At 50.6% G+C, this 16,840-nt stretch carries 19 protein-coding genes; 7 read left to right on the top strand and 12 right to left on the bottom strand.

Annotation, left to right across the window (positions count from 1 at the left end; all coding sequences use genetic code 11):
* Genes ACHUEV_RS09040 through hrcA form a run of 3 tightly spaced genes read right to left on the bottom strand, consistent with a single transcriptional unit; the run spans position 1 to position 2,681 of the window.
* Positions 1-1,056, bottom strand: coding sequence for a TPM domain-containing protein (locus ACHUEV_RS09040; RefSeq protein WP_394179072.1), 1,056 nt, complete (start codon positions 1,054-1,056; stop codon positions 1-3).
* Positions 1,053-1,604, bottom strand: coding sequence for a nucleotide exchange factor GrpE (locus tag ACHUEV_RS09045; RefSeq protein WP_394179074.1), 552 nt, complete (start codon positions 1,602-1,604; stop codon positions 1,053-1,055). Before ACHUEV_RS09045 ends, ACHUEV_RS09040 begins: the two co-directional genes overlap by 4 nt.
* Before the next feature lie 12 nt (positions 1,605-1,616).
* A complete protein-coding gene (hrcA, locus tag ACHUEV_RS09050; protein WP_394179076.1) occupies positions 1,617-2,681 on the bottom strand; it encodes a heat-inducible transcriptional repressor HrcA in 1,065 nt (354 codons plus the stop codon).
* 115 nt (positions 2,682-2,796) lie between these two features.
* Here hrcA and rph point away from each other — a divergent pair, with 115 nt between their 5' ends.
* The 3 genes from rph to hemW are packed head-to-tail and all read left to right on the top strand — an operon-like array spanning position 2,797 to position 5,262.
* Positions 2,797-3,504 carry a ribonuclease PH gene (gene rph / locus ACHUEV_RS09055; RefSeq protein ID WP_394179077.1) on the top strand — a complete coding sequence of 236 codons (708 nt, stop codon included), beginning with the start codon at positions 2,797-2,799 and terminating at the stop codon, positions 3,502-3,504.
* Complete coding sequence (gene rdgB, locus ACHUEV_RS09060; protein WP_106358708.1) at positions 3,504-4,112, top strand: RdgB/HAM1 family non-canonical purine NTP pyrophosphatase; 609 nt, start codon at positions 3,504-3,506, stop codon at positions 4,110-4,112. The genes rph and rdgB overlap by 1 nt, the downstream gene beginning before the upstream one ends.
* The gene (gene hemW / locus ACHUEV_RS09065) at positions 4,075-5,262 is read left to right on the top strand and encodes a radical SAM family heme chaperone HemW (protein WP_394179080.1); all 1,188 of its coding nucleotides are present in this window, start codon (positions 4,075-4,077) and stop codon (positions 5,260-5,262) included. The genes rdgB and hemW overlap by 38 nt, the downstream gene beginning before the upstream one ends.
* Here hemW and ACHUEV_RS09070 read toward each other — a convergent pair.
* The 7 genes from ACHUEV_RS09070 to hemJ all read right to left on the bottom strand — a co-directional run bounded on the left by ACHUEV_RS09070 (position 5,259) and on the right by hemJ (position 12,591).
* Entirely contained in the window at positions 5,259-6,146 is an 888-nt protein-coding gene (locus ACHUEV_RS09070) for a ParB/RepB/Spo0J family partition protein (RefSeq protein ID WP_394179082.1), read from the bottom strand. The two genes, hemW and ACHUEV_RS09070, sit on opposite strands and share 4 nt — an antisense overlap.
* A 3-nt stretch (positions 6,147-6,149) precedes the next feature.
* The gene (locus ACHUEV_RS09075) at positions 6,150-6,947 is read right to left on the bottom strand and encodes a ParA family protein (protein ID WP_394179084.1); all 798 of its coding nucleotides are present in this window, start codon (positions 6,945-6,947) and stop codon (positions 6,150-6,152) included.
* Positions 6,934-7,554, bottom strand: a complete 621-nt coding sequence (gene rsmG, locus ACHUEV_RS09080) for a 16S rRNA (guanine(527)-N(7))-methyltransferase RsmG (RefSeq protein ID WP_394179086.1) — start codon at positions 7,552-7,554, stop codon at positions 6,934-6,936. The genes ACHUEV_RS09075 and rsmG overlap by 14 nt, the downstream gene beginning before the upstream one ends.
* A gap of 3 nt (positions 7,555-7,557) precedes the next feature.
* Complete coding sequence (gene mnmG / locus ACHUEV_RS09085) at positions 7,558-9,429, bottom strand: tRNA uridine-5-carboxymethylaminomethyl(34) synthesis enzyme MnmG (protein WP_394179088.1); 1,872 nt, start codon at positions 9,427-9,429, stop codon at positions 7,558-7,560.
* 11 nt (positions 9,430-9,440) lie between these two features.
* A complete protein-coding gene (gene mnmE / locus ACHUEV_RS09090) occupies positions 9,441-10,721 on the bottom strand; it encodes a tRNA uridine-5-carboxymethylaminomethyl(34) synthesis GTPase MnmE (protein WP_394179090.1) in 1,281 nt (426 codons plus the stop codon).
* Positions 10,722-10,750: 29 nt separating this feature from the next.
* The gene (rho, locus tag ACHUEV_RS09095; RefSeq protein WP_394179092.1) at positions 10,751-12,022 is read right to left on the bottom strand and encodes a transcription termination factor Rho; all 1,272 of its coding nucleotides are present in this window, start codon (positions 12,020-12,022) and stop codon (positions 10,751-10,753) included.
* 119 nt (positions 12,023-12,141) lie between these two features.
* Entirely contained in the window at positions 12,142-12,591 is a 450-nt protein-coding gene (gene hemJ / locus ACHUEV_RS09100) for a protoporphyrinogen oxidase HemJ (RefSeq protein WP_394179094.1), read from the bottom strand.
* 406 nt (positions 12,592-12,997) lie between these two features.
* On the opposite strand from hemJ, the gene ACHUEV_RS09105 reads away from it, so the two are divergent.
* From ACHUEV_RS09105 to dnaQ, 4 genes are read left to right on the top strand one after another with little or no spacing between them, the layout of a single operon-like run.
* On the top strand, positions 12,998-13,597 hold the full coding sequence (locus tag ACHUEV_RS09105; RefSeq protein ID WP_394179096.1) for a Maf family protein: 600 nt from the start codon (positions 12,998-13,000) through the stop codon (positions 13,595-13,597).
* Entirely contained in the window at positions 13,594-14,421 is an 828-nt protein-coding gene (locus ACHUEV_RS09110) for a shikimate dehydrogenase (protein ID WP_394179097.1), read from the top strand. Before ACHUEV_RS09105 ends, ACHUEV_RS09110 begins: the two co-directional genes overlap by 4 nt.
* Positions 14,418-15,020 carry a dephospho-CoA kinase gene (gene coaE, locus ACHUEV_RS09115; RefSeq protein WP_394179099.1) on the top strand — a complete coding sequence of 201 codons (603 nt, stop codon included), beginning with the start codon at positions 14,418-14,420 and terminating at the stop codon, positions 15,018-15,020. The genes ACHUEV_RS09110 and coaE overlap by 4 nt, the downstream gene beginning before the upstream one ends.
* Positions 15,001-15,732, top strand: a complete 732-nt coding sequence (dnaQ, locus tag ACHUEV_RS09120) for a DNA polymerase III subunit epsilon (RefSeq protein WP_394179101.1) — start codon at positions 15,001-15,003, stop codon at positions 15,730-15,732. The genes coaE and dnaQ overlap by 20 nt, the downstream gene beginning before the upstream one ends.
* On the opposite strand, the gene secB is transcribed toward dnaQ, so the two are convergent.
* Both secB and ACHUEV_RS09130 read right to left on the bottom strand, forming a co-directional pair.
* On the bottom strand, positions 15,725-16,219 hold the full coding sequence (gene secB / locus ACHUEV_RS09125) for a protein-export chaperone SecB (protein WP_394179103.1): 495 nt from the start codon (positions 16,217-16,219) through the stop codon (positions 15,725-15,727). The genes dnaQ and secB overlap by 8 nt on opposite strands.
* A gap of 58 nt (positions 16,220-16,277) precedes the next feature.
* Complete coding sequence (locus ACHUEV_RS09130; RefSeq protein ID WP_394179105.1) at positions 16,278-16,757, bottom strand: FxsA family protein; 480 nt, start codon at positions 16,755-16,757, stop codon at positions 16,278-16,280.
* Positions 16,758-16,840: the final 83 nt, after the last annotated feature.

The raw sequence follows: 16,840 nt of genomic DNA on the forward strand, positions 1-16,840 counted from the left end.
TTACCAGCTACCGCTTGCACCGCCGCCGCTTGAACGGCCTCCGCCCCCTGAGCGAGAAGACGAGCTGCTAGACCGTGTTTTCCGTGGGATTGTGCTTATCACTGAATATTCTGCTTTACAGTGATGGCATGAATAATCTGTTTCCCGTTGGCCTGAGGACGAATAGGTGGCGGGCTGAATAATGCGGCTTTGGCCTTCTACAGTTCTGAACCCACATTCGCGGCACGCTCCATACGAACTGAACCAGAACTTATAGGATTCTATAGTAATGTGATCGCAAGTTGGGCAAAACCAAACGTCGTGGTCGACGCTATTCAGACGTTCTTCGGTTATTTGGCCGGCACTGAGTTCTTCATCCTCGGTTTCTTCTAGAAACATCCGCATCTGAGAGCCATCTACGGGGCACTGGCGCGGTCGATAGCGTCGCCAACGACGTATTGCCTTTCCACCCAATGGAATTGCTGGAACGAGAAGCAGCCAAATCCATCCGCCTATCCATTGTAGCGTTCGCTTAACGGCCCCATAGGCACGCCCAAACCAAGAGCTATTCTGTTCTCCGGGATATCGACCAGTTACCTGCAAAATCGTTTCTGTAACGCCAGCCTCTATGCCGCGCCCATAGTTATCCTGTCTAAAATGAGGAACGATTGTCTCATCAATAACGGTCTTCATGGTGGGATCTAGGTTTTGTTCGTAACCTGCCCCGACCTCTATTCGTAAAACGCGATCATCTTTAGAGACAAGCAACAACAAGCCGTCGTTACGCTGTGCGTTCCCGATACCCCATGCGTTAAATAGTCCTGTCGCAAACGGTTCGATTTTTCCACCGTGCCCATAATCCGTCATCGATTGGATTGTAAGAACGGTAAATTCGATCCCCTCAGTGGCAAACAAACTGAGTAGTTTCGAACGTACTCTGTCTTCTTGCTCAGGGCTCAGCAGATCAGCGTAATCGTTAACAAATTGATCTTGGCTCGCCGGGTAGCTTTGCGCAGCAGCCTGCACAGAAGAAAAAAGCAGGACCAACAGTCCTGCTTTTATTAGCTTAGCGATCATGCCGGTGTCGAAGACACGCCCACTTGGGCTGCGCGCAACAAGCGATCATGAAGCATAAATCCTTCGGCAGCGACCTGAATAATCTCACCAGCTTTGGTGCCGGGCACTGGGGCCTCAAACATCGCCTGGTGCAGCTTTGGATCGAATTTATCGCCAACTTCTGGAACGATTGGATCAATGCCGTGTTTCTTAAACACGCTGATCAGTTCGCGCATCGTTAGCTCAACGCCTTCTAGCAAAGCGGCGTTTGCTTCTTTGTCTGAATCTTCGACTGACTGCAGTGCGCGGCGCATGTTGTCGTAAACTGGCAGCATGTCGCGGGCTAGTTTTGAACCACCATAGTTTTCAGCCTCGCGACGGTCGCGATCTGAACGCTTGCGCATGTTTTCAGCATCAGCCAAGGCGCGCATGAACTTGTCTTTAAGTTCATCCCGCTCTGCACGTAGCGCCTCGATCTCTTCAAAGCCAGCTTCAGCAGCGAGATCCATTTCATCGCCTTCAGCAGCGAGTTCATCAAGGCTTTGCAGTTGGTCTTCGTTGTCAGCCATCAATTTTTCCCTTTAGGAGCGGTCAGCAATCAATTTGCCCACCAGCTGTGCAGTATAGTTCACGATTGGTACGATCCGCCCATAGTTCAGACGTGTCGGCCCAATGACGCCCACGGCGCCAATTATCTTACGGTCGGCGTTCATATAAGGAGAAACCACCAGAGAGGAACCCGAAAGTGAGAACAATTTGTTCTCAGACCCAATAAAAATGCGCACACCGTCGCCTTCTTCGGCCAAATCGAGGAATTGTGCGATGTCACGCTTGCGTTCTAGGTCATCAAACAGCGTTCGAATACGCGCCAAATCAATTTCGTTTTCGCCATCAGTCAGCAGATTTCCCCGCCCACGAACGATCAAACGCTCGGTGGATTCGCCTTCGTTTTCCCAAAGCGCGTACCCGTTTTCGACAAGATCAGCGGCAAGGCTGTCGATCTCTTGGCGACGCGCTGCAATCTCTCGCGATATGACTTTGCCCAGTTCGGAAAGCGTATGCCCTTCGGCAATTGCATTCAGGAAATTTGCAGCCTCGCGCATGGATGACGGCGTTTGTCCTGCGGGCGGCGTAAAGATACGGTTTTCAACGTGGCCATCAGCAAACACCAAGACAACAAGCGCCCGTTCCCGCGAGAGGCTGACGAAATCAATGTGCTTGATCGGCGCTTCATGTTTCGGCGTCAAAACAAGGCTTGCGCCTTGCGTCACGCCAGATAGCGCCTGACCGACCTGATCCAAAACAGACGCAACATCCCGATCATTATCGCCAAGGGTGCGATCAATGGTTTGGCGATCTTTACCATCTAGGTCACCGACCTCTAGCAGACCGTCGACAAACATACGCAGCCCCAACTGCGTTGGAATACGCCCTGCACTCACATGGGGGCTATCCAGCAATCCAAGGTATTCAAGATCCTGCATCACGTTGCGGATAGTCGCAGCGCTGACCTGTTCCGAAAAGTCGCGCGTCAAAGTCCGAGACCCAACCGGCGCGCCGCTTTCCAGATAGCCTTCGACGACACGACGAAAAACTTCGCGCGAACGATCGTTCATATCTGAAATATTAGGCGTCTGATCAGGCATTTGGTTCTCGAATAAAGGCTGGGCAATTAAAACGAAGTATGCCCGGGCGTCAATCGGGGTTGGATTTCATATGTGGGCAGCGTATCTGAGCGTTACAATCAAAAGGAGTGACCCCATGCGCCCATCAGGCCGTCAAACGAACGAAATGCGTGAAGTTTCCATTGAAACCGATGTGACCATGCATGCGGAAGGGTCCTGCCTTATCAAATGCGGTAACACTCACGTCTTGTGCACAGCGACAATCGATGAACGCGTTCCCCCATTCTTGAAAAACTCTGGCCTTGGCTGGGTGACTGCCGAATATGGTATGCTGCCACGTGCAACAAACACACGAATGCGTCGTGAGTCCAAGAACGGTCAGTCTGGCCGTACCCAAGAAATTCAACGGCTTATCGGTCGTTCACTACGCGCTGGCGTTGATCGTGTTGCTCTGGGAGAACGTCAGATCGTTGTTGATTGCGATGTTATCCAAGCTGACGGCGGAACACGCTGTGCGTCAATTACAGGTGGTTGGGTTGCTCTGAAACTGGCCGTTCAAAAACTGATGAAAGCTGGTGATGTCATATCTGATCCGCTAGTCGATCCAGTTGCTGCGATTTCTTGCGGTATTTACGCTGGCCAAGAGGTTCTTGATCTGGATTACCCCGAAGACAGCGAAGCCGGCGTCGATGGCAACTTTGTCATGACTGGCGGAAAATTGATCGAAGTACAGATGTCTGCCGAAGGTTCGACATACAGCCGTCCACAAATGGACGCGCTTTTAGATCTTGCTGAAAAAGGCGTGTCGGAACTGACAGCAGCACAATTGGCGGCGGTAAGCTAATGCGCAAGTTTGATGGCAAAGAACTGGTCATCGCGACCCACAACAAAGGTAAGCTCGCCGAAATGGTCGAGCTTCTCTCGCCGTTTGGCGTGACTTTGACGTCAAACGATGACCACGGTCTGCCAGAGCCTGAAGAAACCGAAACTACCTTTGTTGGTAACGCGCGCATCAAAGCACATGCCGCTGCAAAGGCGACCGGCCTTCCGGCGCTTGCCGATGACAGCGGGATCGAAATTGACGGGCTGAATGGAGCCCCCGGTGTATATACTGCGGACTGGGCCGAAACACCCAATGGGCGCGATTTCAAAATGGCAATGGAGCGGAGTTGGGCAGAGTTAGAGTCTGTTTCTGCCCCATACCCACGTACCGCGCGGTTCTGCTGTACGCTTGTTTTAGCCTGGCCAGATGGCCATGATGAGGTCTTTCCTGGGGTAATGCCAGGACAGGTGGTTTGGCCCATGCGTGGCGATCAAGGCCACGGGTACGACCCTATTTTCCAACCGGACGGTTATGACATCACGTTTGGTGAAATGGACAGCCAAGAAAAAAACAAGATCAGCCACCGGGCTGATGCTTTCCAAAAACTCGTCGCAGGTTGCTTTGCCTGAGGATTGGGAATACGGGGGCTTTGGCCTATATATCCATTGGCCGTTCTGTCAGGCTAAATGCCCCTATTGTGATTTCAACAGTCATGTCGTTTCCAAGATTGATCAGAAGGCTTGGCAAACTGCATACCTAAGCGAAATCGAACGCGTCGGTGCCGAAACCCAAGGGCGCATTTTGCGTTCCGTTTTTTTTGGTGGCGGCACACCTAGCATGATGGACCCAGATTTGGTTGACGCGATCCTGACAAAGGTACGCGCGACGTGGTCCATGGCCAACGATATTGAAATTACGCTTGAGGCGAACCCAACTTCAGTCGAGGCTGGACGCTTTGTCGGATACCGTCAGGCTGGCGTTAACCGTGTTTCGATGGGAATTCAGGCCCTAAATGACAAAGATCTGCGTGCCCTAGGGCGCCTTCACACCGCTCAGGAGGCTCTGACGGCCTTCAGCACGGCCAGAGAGACGTTCGATCGGGTCAGTTTTGACCTAATTTATGCCCGTCAGGGGCAAACTTTGACGGATTGGCGCGACGAATTAACCCAAGCATTGGGTTTGGCGATTGATCACCTATCGCTATATCAACTGACAATCGAAGACGGCACTGCATTTGGCGACCGATATGCCGCCGGAAAACTTCGCGGATTGCCGGATGATGATGTTGCCGCTGATATGTACGCCCTAACCCAAGATGTTTGCGGTGCTGCAAATTTTGAAGGCTACGAAGTTTCCAACCACGCGCGGCCCGGATGTGAAAGCATTCACAATAAAATCTATTGGAGCTACGGCGACTACGCAGGAATTGGTCCTGGCGCGCACGGTCGACTAACCTTGGGCGGAACACGTTTCGCGACCGAAGCACCATCAGCACCGATGAATTGGCTATCGCAAGTTAATCGAACGGGGAATGGCGATTCCGAACGTGCCGCGCTGTCATCGGAAGATCAGCAGTCAGAAATGCTGTTGATGGGCATGCGATTACGCGAAGGTGTTGATCTGAAACGCGTTTCTGCAGCCAATACTGACTTATTTCAAAATAAAATCAATAATTTGCGTGAAATAGGAATGGTTGATGTGGCCGAGGGCAGACTTCTGCTAACGCCAGAAGGCCGCCCTGTTCTTAATGCCGTATTACGCGAGCTATTGGGCGCTTAGCCGCCCGACAATGCGCGCAAAAGATCGTCCAATTCGTCCAACGACTTATAACCAATCGTCATTTTACCGCCGTCGTCACCTTCTTTATGATCGATTGTGACTTTCATCCGAAGTGTCGCTGTCAGCTCTTTTTCAATTTGAACTGTATCGGCGTCCTTCTGAGACTTTCCCGAAGACTTGGGCTTTGTCTTTAAAGTCGGCCCCTGCTTGGCAAGTTTCTCGGTTTCGCGAACAGAAAGATTGCGGTGGATAACTTCGCGGGCAATTTCAACGGCCCGTTCATGCCCAACCAATGCACGCGCGTGACCTGCAGAAATTTGGCCCTGAACGAGATAGTCCAACACCTCGTCTGGTAGGTTCAACAAACGCAAAAAGTTCGCGATATGGCTACGGCTTTTGCCAAGGGCAGTCGCGAGCTGTTCCTGCGTATGGCCGAAACGGTCCATAAGCTGACGATAGCCAGCCGCTTCATCAACGGCATTCAGGTCTGCGCGCTGAATATTCTCGATAATTGCGACTTCAAGAACTTCAGTGTCGGTGTATTCACGCAGAAGAACGGGAATTTCGTGCAGTTTGGCGATTTGAGCGGCACGCCAGCGGCGCTCACCAGCAACTATTTCGTAGGTATCATCGCCTTTTGGCGATTTACGAACGATCAAAGGCTGAATAATGCCCTTTTCAGCGATCGAGGATGCCAAATCATTAAGCGCGTCTTCACCAAAGGTACGACGGGGTTGATCAGGGTTAGGAACGATATGCTCGACCGGAACCAACAAATCTGGGCGGCGCGGCGTATCGATGGAAGAATCCTCAGGTGCCACATCCGACATTAAAGCCGACAAACCACGGCCCAAACCACGAGATTTTTTTGCGTTACTTGCCATGCTCTAAGCCCTTTTTTTCTTAGCTTTATTAATGACTTCTTTTGCTAATGCGCGATATGCAATCGCACCCTTCGACGCACTATCGTATTCGATTACCGGCAACGCAAATGATGGTGCCTCACTTAGGCGTACATTGCGTGGAATTACCGTTTTAAACACCATATCGCCCATGTTCTCTCTCGCGTCATCTTCGACCTGAATCGATAGGTTGTTACGGCGATCATACATCGTCAAAACGATTCCTTCGATCCGAAGATCCGGATTCGCAGTTTGGCGAACATCACGGACAGTCAAAATAAGCTGCGAAAGGCCCTCAAGCGCGAAAAACTCACTTTGTAGTGGTACTAGGATCGAATGAGCGGCAACCATTGCGTTGACGGTCAAGATATTGAGTGATGGAGGGCAATCAATCAATATATAGTCGTACTGAGAAACAGATTTACCTGCTTCCTGCAGCACATAACGCAGCAAAAAGCTGCGTTTGTCATTATCAATCAGCTCTAGATCTGCCGAACTCAGATCAGTCGTCGCAGGAATGATCGACAAGTTCTTTACAGAGGTCGGCAACGCCGCTTCTTCGAGGCTCGCGTCGCCCGAAAGAAGGTCATATGTTGTGATATCGCGCTGGTCTTGCTCTATACCCAGCCCAGTTGAGGCGTTTCCTTGCGGATCAAGGTCGATCAACAACACCTTTTTTTTCTGTTCGGCCAATGCAGCGCCCAGATTGATCGTTGTGGTCGTTTTACCAACCCCACCCTTTTGGTTCGCAATAGCGATAATTTTGCAGTCATTCGCCGACACGGGATATCCCTTTTACGATAAGAATTTGACCCCCAAGATCGGTTAAACTGGTGAACTCTTCAAGGTCAAAGCGCCAGTTCTGGCGTGCATCGGCGATTTCTTCCCCAGCTTTTTTGCCTTTGTGAAGAATAGCCTGTCCATCCAAATTTATATGTCTTTCAATCAATGGCAGCAACGTAGATAGGGTACTAAGTGCACGGGCTGACACAACATCTGCCCCTTGTGCCGCAGCATTTTCTATTCGTTCTGCAAGCACAGTAACGCGAAGGTTCAACTCTCGTGCGGCAGTTCTTAGGAATGTAGCCTTACGCTGATCGCTTTCGATAAGAACAAATGAAGCATCTGGCTGCTGAGTTTTCGCGATAATAGCCATTATGATACCAGGAAAGCCCCCACCGCTACCGATATCGACCCATTTTTTGTATGATTCTGGTGTAAATCGGTAAATTTGGGCCGAATCTACGATATGTCTTTCCCACAGTTCCGGGATTGTCGCCGGAGAGATTAAATTTATCTTTGGCGTCCACTTGCGAACTAAATCTGCGAACTGCTGCAACTCTTCAAATGTTTCACGTGAAACATTGACCCCGCCAACTTCGATACTCATTCCTTAACTTCCTGTATCTGCTTGTTGGGTCCGCTTGATCATGCTTACGATCAACATAAGCGCGGCTGGTGTCATACCTTCAATACGCCCAGCTTGAGCAATAGTAACAGGTCGCGCTGCTTTCAGTTTACCAGCTAGCTCGTTAGAGAGCCCGCTAACCAGTGAATAATCGAAGTTTTCTGGTATAACCTGCATTTCATCGCGCTCTAAGGCCGCAATATCGCGTTCTTGCCGCGCTACATAGTGTGCATAAAGGGCATCTTTTTTGATTTGATTCTTAATATCTGGTTCAATCACGCCAATTTCCGGTGCAAGCACCGTTAGATGCGTAAAATCAAAGTCTGTCAGCGCTAAGGCATCAAGAGCAGAACGCCGCGGACCATCCGCATTCAAATTCACACCCTGGCCCGCTATTTCTCGGGCTGAAAGGGAAATATCAGATAAAGATGCCTGAGCTTTCTGAATCTTATCCATTTTTTCAGAGAATGCTGCCCAGCGTTCTTCTCCAACGCAACCGAGTGAATGTCCCAAAGCTGTTAAGCGTTGATCGGCGTTGTCCGCACGCAATGACAAACGAAACTCTGCCCGCGATGTAAACATCCGATAAGGCTCAGATACGCCGCGCGTGATAAGATCATCAATCATGACGCCGATATATGATTGCCGTCGGCTAAAGGTAATGGGATCGCGGCCTTGCGCCTGTGCGGCTGCGTTCAGCCCAGCGACCAATCCTTGGGCTGCGGCCTCTTCATAGCCTGTCGTTCCGTTGATTTGGCCAGCTAAATAAAGACCTGCAACATCACGCAGTTCTAAAGTCGGTTTAAGCGAACGCGGGTCAACATAGTCATATTCGATCGCATATCCAGGCTGCAGAATCGTAGTATTTTCAAGGCCATAGATAGAATGAACGTATGCTTCTTGAACATCTTCAGGCAGTGATGTCGAAATGCCATTGGGGTAAACGGTATGATCGTTGATCCCTTCCGGCTCTAAGAATATCTGATGCGAAGTCTTATCCGCGAACCGGACAACTTTATCTTCTATTGATGGGCAATAACGCGGCCCAACACCATCAATATGTCCGCCATACATCGCAGAACGATCTAAGTTAGCGCGGATAATCTCATGGGTTTTCTCATTCGTATGCGTAATGCCGCAGTCGATCTGCTTCGCAAAAACGCCCGACGACATAAACGAAAACATTGTCGGGTCTTCGTCTGTTGGCTGTGCTTCTAGCAAATCCCACCGAATTGTTCGTCCGTCTAGCCGTGGGGGCGTACCCGTTTTTAATCGTCCTAGCGGTAGTTGGAAACTATCCAGACGCTCTGCCATTTTTACAGAAGGTTTATCACCCATCCGCCCACCGGGTCGCGACACGTCACCGATGTGAATAACACCCCTTAAGAAGGTGCCGGTTGTCAGAATTACGTTAGCAGCAGTCAAACGCGTATCGTCGCCCATGACAACGCCACCGACTCGATCACCCTGCATGATAAGATCAGTTGCTTCACCTTCGATAATCTGAAGGTTTTCTACCAGATCTAGCTCTGCCTGCATTGTCGTGCGGTATATTTCGCGGTCCGCTTGTGCACGCGGTCCCTGTACAGCTGGTCCCTTTTTACGATTTAACAACCGAAATTGAATACCGGCCCGGTCTGCAACACGTGCCATAACGCCATCTAATGCGTCAATTTCTCGGACTAGGTGCCCTTTTCCAAGCCCGCCAATGGCCGGATTGCAGGACATCACCCCAATTGACTGCTTTGTCAGCGTGATAAGCGCAGTGCGCGCACCCATCCTTGCAGATGCATGTGCGGCTTCAGCGCCTGCGTGACCACCGCCAATAACAATTACGTCGAAGTCATGATGTTTCACGTGAAACACTCCTATTTCCCGATGCAAAAGCTGGAAAAAATTTCATCAAGGACTTGTTCTACATCAACTCGGCCAACAAGGCTATCCACTGCGCGAATAGCGGAACGAAGTTCCTCGGCAGTAAGGTCAGTCATCCCGTGCTGCACATCAAGATCCGCCTCAGCCGCATCCAGATAGCATATCGCATTTACCATCGCGATCCGATGCCGTTCGCGCATCGCAATCCCAACAGAACCCACGCGTTCCTTCAGCATATCCGCAATTTTTTCAACGAGCGCATCAACACCGTCACCAGTTTTACCCGAAATAGCTAGGCCTTCACCACGGTCTAGATCAGCCTTTGCGCGAACTATAATATCATTTCGATCAACATCACGTGGTTCAGGGTCACCAGGCAACAACATATGGACCCGTATATCTGCTTGTGCTGCTCGTTCTTTGGCACGCTGGACACCTATGCCTTCAACCACATCATCTGTGTCACGTAATCCTGCCGTATCCAGCATGGTTACAGCTAGACCATCAAGATCAAGTCGAACTTCGATTACGTCACGGGTCGTGCCGGCAATTTCTGATGTAATTGCTACTTCTCTGCCAGCAAGCCGATTAAGCAGTGTTGATTTTCCCACGTTCGGCGCGCCAATAATCGCGACTTCGAAACCGTCCCGCAGGCGTTCGGCGATACGCACTCCTTCTGCTTCCCGCCGCATCTGCGCTTTGACTTCGCCGATCAATTCTAAAACTTCTGGTGCGACATCGACTGGTACTTCTTCGTCCGCAAAATCGATTGTTGCCTCTAGCAGTGCCGCCGCCCGGATCAGCTTTTTCCGCCACCCTTCTGCCAGATCACCCAACGCACCAGAGAAAACTCTGACCGCTTGCTTTCTCTGACCTTCAGTTTCAGCATCAATCAAATCGGCTAGGCCTTCGACCTGCGCCAAATCTAATCGGCCGTTATCAAGCGCGCGGCGTGTAAATTCCCCTGGTTCTGCTTGACGAAGCTCAGGATCGTTTCCAAGCGCGGTTAGCACTGCACTAACGACGGCCGGGCTACCGTGCAAATGAAGCTCAACAACCTCTTCGCCTGTGAAACTTTTGCCGTCTTCAAACCTCAGGACCAAAGCTTCGTCCAACAATTGCCCGTCAGGATCGGAAAGCACACGAACACCGCGGCTGACAGGTACATTCCCCATCAGCCTTTCAGCAGCTCTCACCGCGTCTGAACCTGACAAACGGACCACAGCCACACCGGCCCGGCCCTTTGCAGTTGCTAATGCAAAAATCGTATCCATAAATTAACCCATTGTATTATAACAATAAGTTACGTGTTCATTGAATCGAAGAAATCCGCGTTGGTTTTCGTCTGCTTCAGTTTCCCAATCAAGAACTCGATCGCATCTGTCGTACCCATCGGGTTGAGAATCCGACGTAGGACGTAAGTCTTCGCCAAATCGCCTTTATCGACCAACAGCTCTTCTTTCCGTGTACCGGATTTCAGAATATCCATCGCAGGGAACACGCGCTTATCAGCAACTTTGCGATCCAGAACGATCTCAGAGTTACCGGTACCTTTGAATTCTTCAAAGATAACTTCGTCCATACGCGAACCTGTATCGATCAACGCGGTTGCGATGATTGTCAGAGAGCCGCCTTCTTCGATGTTGCGCGCAGCACCAAAGAAACGTTTTGGACGCTGCAATGCATTCGCATCCACACCACCGGTTAGAACTTTACCGGACGATGGAACGGTTGTGTTAAATGCGCGGCCGAGGCGTGTGATCGAATCCAGCAAGATCACGACGTCGCGCTTATGTTCAACAAGACGTTTTGCTTTTTCGATAACCATCTCAGACACAGCAACGTGACGTGTCGCGGGTTCGTCGAATGTCGAAGAAACAACCTCGCCTTTCACCGAACGTTGCATGTCGGTTACTTCTTCGGGACGTTCGTCAATCAGCAGAACGATCAGATAGCATTCTGGGTGGTTCTTTTCGATCGAGTTGGCGATGTTTTGCAACAGAACCGTTTTACCAGTCCGCGGCGGCGCGACGATCAGTGAACGCTGCCCCTTACCGATTGGCGCTACAAGATCGATAATTCGTGCTGAACGATCTTTGATCGTTGGATCTTCGACTTCCATCTTGAGCCGTTCTTCGGGGTACAGCGGCGTCAAGTTGTCGAACGCAACCTTGTGCTTGGCCTTCTCTGGCTCTTCAAAGTTGATTTGTTCAACCGAAGTCAGCGCAAAGTAACGCTCTGTGTCGTTCGGCTCTTTCATCACACCTTCGACGGTATCGCCAGTCCGCAATGAATGCTGACGGATCATGTCTGGTGAAACGTAAATATCATCTGGGCCCGGAAGGTAGTTTGCCTCGGGTGAACGCAAGAAGCCAAAGCCATCTTGCAGGACTTCCAAAACGCCATCACCGCCGATGATCCATTCTTCGTCTGCCCGCTCTTTCAGAATGGCGAACATCATATCGCCTTTCCGCATTGTCGAAGCGTTTTCGATTTCGAGCTCTTCAGCCAGCGACAACAGATCTTTTGGGCTTTGTGCCTTGAGATCAGCAAGGTTCAGACGGTGTTGGGACATCATAAAATCCATCACCAGCCCAATGGCCGGTGTCTTTGCATATAGAAATGGAAAACCACTTTCCCGGACGGGAAGCTGCGACACTCATAAGCAAACATGCACCGCGAGTCAACGACGCCCTAAAACGGCCGTACAATGACCGCTACGACGATTATCACCATCAGAACTGTCGGAACCTCGTTAGCGAGCCTGTAGACCCGCCCAGAGCGCGTGTTGGTCCCCGCAGCGAACTCTTTCCGGCGTTTACTTAGCCAGCCGTGAAAACCGCTCATTAAGATCACAGATACGATCTTTGCCCATGCCCAGACCGATCCCCAATCGAATGCCCCCATGGCGAGCATGGTCAATCCTGCGATCCAGGTTACGGCCATAGCGGGATTAATAATCACACGAAGCAGTTTTTCTTCCATTACCTGGAATGTCTGATCAAGCTCTGATCCGACCACTGCCCGTTCAGCATGATAAACAAACAGACGGGGTAAGTAGAACATACCGGCCATCCACGAGATGACAGCCATAATATGGATCGCTTTGATCCAATCGTAATAACCGCTCAGAAATTCCAGCATGTGTTTCACTCTCTTCCGTCAGTTACCTCTTAATAAATATATATATAAAGAAAAGATGATGATGATGATAGTAAGCCCAATTTCTGTGGTTTGTTTTTTCATCCGCAGACTTATCCCAAGGCAGGACGAAGAAAAAAAATAGTTAAACGCTTGATGATTTCTTGTGATTATTTTATAAAAACAATTACTTACATATAGGAATATTTCTGCCAACAGTACCTGATGTGACATTGACTCTGCACTTTCGCGCGATTCCTCCACAGGGCCTAGTTATCCTTTCCCACCGTGGAAAAATCGGCATAACAGCGGGCATAAGTTTCGACTTTCGCACAGGTTCAGAAATCCTCTGACTCATCCCACAGGTCGCCCGCAGGCTGACACACGGTTTTTCCAAAAGGTTATCCACATGACCGATACGATCATCTTGGCCTCTGGCTCTGAAATTCGCGCAACATTGCTCAAAAACGCGGGGGTCAACTTTACAGTTTCTAAGGCTCGTATTGACGAAGATGCGATCCGCCAGTCTCTCGAGGCTGAAGATGCTGCGCCTCGGGATATTGCCGACACTTTGGCCGAACTCAAAGCACAAAGGGTTGCCGCAAAACATCCAGATGCGCTTGTCATTGGCTGTGATCAGGTTTTGGGGCTTGGGCGCACTATATATAGTAAGCCAGAAACACCCGAGCAGGCGCTTTCACAGTTACAGTCTTTGCGCGGTCAAAAGCATCAGTTGTTGTCAGCAGCTGTGATATACGGCGAAGGCAAACCGCTATGGCGTCATGTTGGCGTTGTGCGGCTGCAAATGCGTGACGCGAGCGACACATATTTAACTGATTATGTTGATCGCAACTGGGAAAGCATTCGTCACTCTGTCGGAGCCTATAAGCTTGAGGAAGAAGGTGTGCGACTTTTCACGCGCATCGAGGGGGATTATTTCAACGTGCTGGGACTGCCGCTATTAGAGCTACTATCTTATCTGACATTGCGTGGGACACTTCCGTCATGACCCAATCACCAAAAGCTTGTGTCATTGGTAACCCTATCTCTCATTCTTTGTCGCCAAAACTGCACGGTTATTGGCTCAAGCGTTATGGGTTGCCAGGTGAATACACTGCCCTACAGGTCACAGAAGGTGATCTGGAAGAAACACTACGGTCTTTGCCTAATCAGGGCTTCGTAGGAGTGAACGTCACGCTTCCGCATAAGGTAGAAGTACTGCAATACGCGGATCAAATTACAGATCGTGCGACCTTGATTGGTGCGGCGAATACGCTGACATTCAAAGAAGACGGACGTATTTTTGCGGACAACACCGATGGCTATGGTTTCATTTCCAATCTTCGCCAAGGCGCCCCGGATTGGGATCCTAAATCTGGGCCAGCCGTAATCTTTGGTGCTGGTGGTGCTGCGCGCGCTGTTATCGTGGCATTGGCAGACGCTGGTGTGCCGGAAATTATCCTTACCAACCGGACCCGTGCCAAAGCAGAAGCTTTGCGCGCTGATTTCGGTGCGCGTATTCGTGTGGTCGATTGGGTTCAGGCTGGCAGTGTTCTTGAGGAAGCGAATGTCGTGATCAATACGACTTCGCTTGGGATGAAAGGTGCTGCTGAGTTCAAAGTCTCGCTTGATGCGCTGCGCCCTGAAACTGTCGTCACAGATATTGTGTATAACCCGCTGCGTACGCCGTTCTTAAAGGCGGCCGAACAGGTTGGTTGTACGACGGTTGATGGTTTGGGAATGCTGCTTCATCAGGGTGTACCTGGGTTTGAACGTTGGTTTGGTAAACGCCCAGAAGTCGACGAAGAAACGCGTCAGGCAGTGCTCGCATGACAATTCTGCTTGGATTGACCGGATCGATTGGGATGGGAAAATCCACGACGGCGCAGATGTTCCGCGATGAAGGTGTTCCGGTCTGGGATGCCGACGCAACGGTTCACGAATTATATGCAATTGGTGGATTGGCTGTAGCGCCGATCTCAGCGGTCTTTCCAAATGCAGTCGTAGAGAATTCAGTTTCCCGAGATGTGTTGAAAGAGCTGATCGCCGCTGATCCATCAGTCATCGCGCAGCTTGAGAAAATCGTGCATCCGCTTGTTGCTGACAGTCGCCAGAAATTCTTGGCGGATCATAAGGAACAGCTTGTGGTATTTGACATACCGCTGCTTTTTGAAACTGGCGCGGACGAATGGTTAGATGCTGTCTTGGTTGTAACCGCCCCTACCGATGTACAAAAATCGCGGGTGATGGACCGTCCGGGCATGACCGAACAACAATTTCAAACCATCCTTTCCCGCCAAACGCCCGATGCAGAAAAACGTGAACGTGCTGACCATATTATTGAAACGCTGACGCTGGACGATACCCGCACTGCTGTGCGAAACCTGATTGTGGAACTTAAGGGGCAATCTGATGCGCGAAATCGTACTTGATACGGAAACCACCGGGTTTGAACCCAACGAAGGCGACCGGATTGTAGAAATTGGTGCGATTGAACTGATTGGCCATATGCCAACGGGCCGTACATATCATCAGTACATCAACCCAGAACGTTCAATGCCAGCCGAGGCGTTCGGCGTTCACGGTATTGGCCCAGATTTGTTGCAACCGCCCCAAGATCCAAAGCCGGGCCAAGAAACGCTGCGTGATAAGCCAGTGTTCAAAGATATCGCTCAGGACTTCGTTGATTTTGTCGGCGATTCAAAAATGGTCATCCACAACGCTGCATTTGATATGAAGTTTTTGAATGCGGAACTGGGTTGGCTTGGTCGCCCGTTGCTGCCTATGGATCAATCACTTGATACGTTGGCAATTGCACGCCGCAAGTTTCCCGGTTCGCCGGCGTCATTGGATGCGCTTTGCCGTCGGTTTGGCATCGACAACTCTTCACGGACGTTGCACGGCGCGTTGTTGGATAGTGAAATCCTTGCCGAAGTGTATCTAGAACTGATCGGTGGACGGCAGCCGGATTTCGCGCTCGCATCGGACACGCGTTCAAAATCGAATAGCAATGCGTCAGAAGATTGGCGCCCATCGGCGCGGCCCCAGCCGTTGCCATCGCGGCTAACTGCGGAAGAAACCGCCGCCCATAATGCCTTTATCGACAAATTGGGCGACGATGCTTTGTGGAAAAAGCTTAGTTAGCTTTTGCTTTTTCTGCCTCAGCGCGGCGTGCCAGTTCGGTACGGTACAGCGCAAGGAAATCGATAGTTTCTAGGTTCAACGCAGGGAATCCACCGTCGCGTGTGATGTCGCTCACGATGCGGCGCAAGAATGGGAACGTAATGCGTGGACATTCGATCAGCAGATATGGGTGCATCTGCTCTTCTGGGACACCTTCGACGTGGAAAACGCCAGCGTATTCAATTTCCAAAACGAACAGTGGTTCGCCTTTTTCTTTGGTTTTGCTGGTGATGTTCAGCTTTGTGATGACTTCGTACTGGTTGTCTGCGGTACGCTTGCGCGCATCAAGGTTTACCTGAACCTGGATTTCTGGCTGCGCGTCACCGGAAACACCTTTTTGTGCAAGGATGTTTTCAAAAGACATGTCACGGATGTACTGCGCCATGACGCGGCTGTTGACTTGTGCTGGCTGTGCCGCTGCGGCACCGTTCTCAGGGGTATCAGACATTATAAACTGCTCCGGTTAAATTCTGTTGGCGTTTTCCTAGCAGTCAATGTCGTAAGGCTCAATGGCGGGTCCAACCTGACGGTGGATGTGTTGGTTTTTTATCCCCAGTTACATCTTGAAATTCACCATCAATGACTTGGTCATTGGGTTGATGCGGTCGCTGCTGCGCAGGGCCAGCGGTAAAGCTGGCGACTTTCACTTTTGAGCGCCCCCAAACATATGCCGCTTGGCGAACCTGCGGGACCAAAAGCGAAAGACCGACAATATCTGTGAAGAAACCAGGCGTCAGCAACAGCGCACCAGCGAACAAAATCATCGCACCGTTCGCCAATGGTTCGGTGGGGTCTTGAAGTTCAGAAAAAGACTGCTGCAGTTTTCCAAGTTCACGCAAACCCTGTTGCCGCACCAAATATGACCCGGCAATCGCTGTCACGAGGACAATCAGAAGGGTCCACCAAACACCGATAATTCCTCCTACTTGGATAAATAGTGTGATTTCGATCATTGGGACCGCGATGAATGCAAGCAATAGCCACATAGAGGGCGCCTTTCTTAACTTGTTCCGGGCAAGGTGGACTTGGCCCTATACAGCCCCTACATAGGGTTGGAATGGGTATGTTT

The organism is Yoonia maritima, assembly GCF_043641945.1.
GTDB classification, from domain to species: Bacteria; Pseudomonadota; Alphaproteobacteria; order Rhodobacterales; family Rhodobacteraceae; genus Yoonia; species Yoonia maritima_B.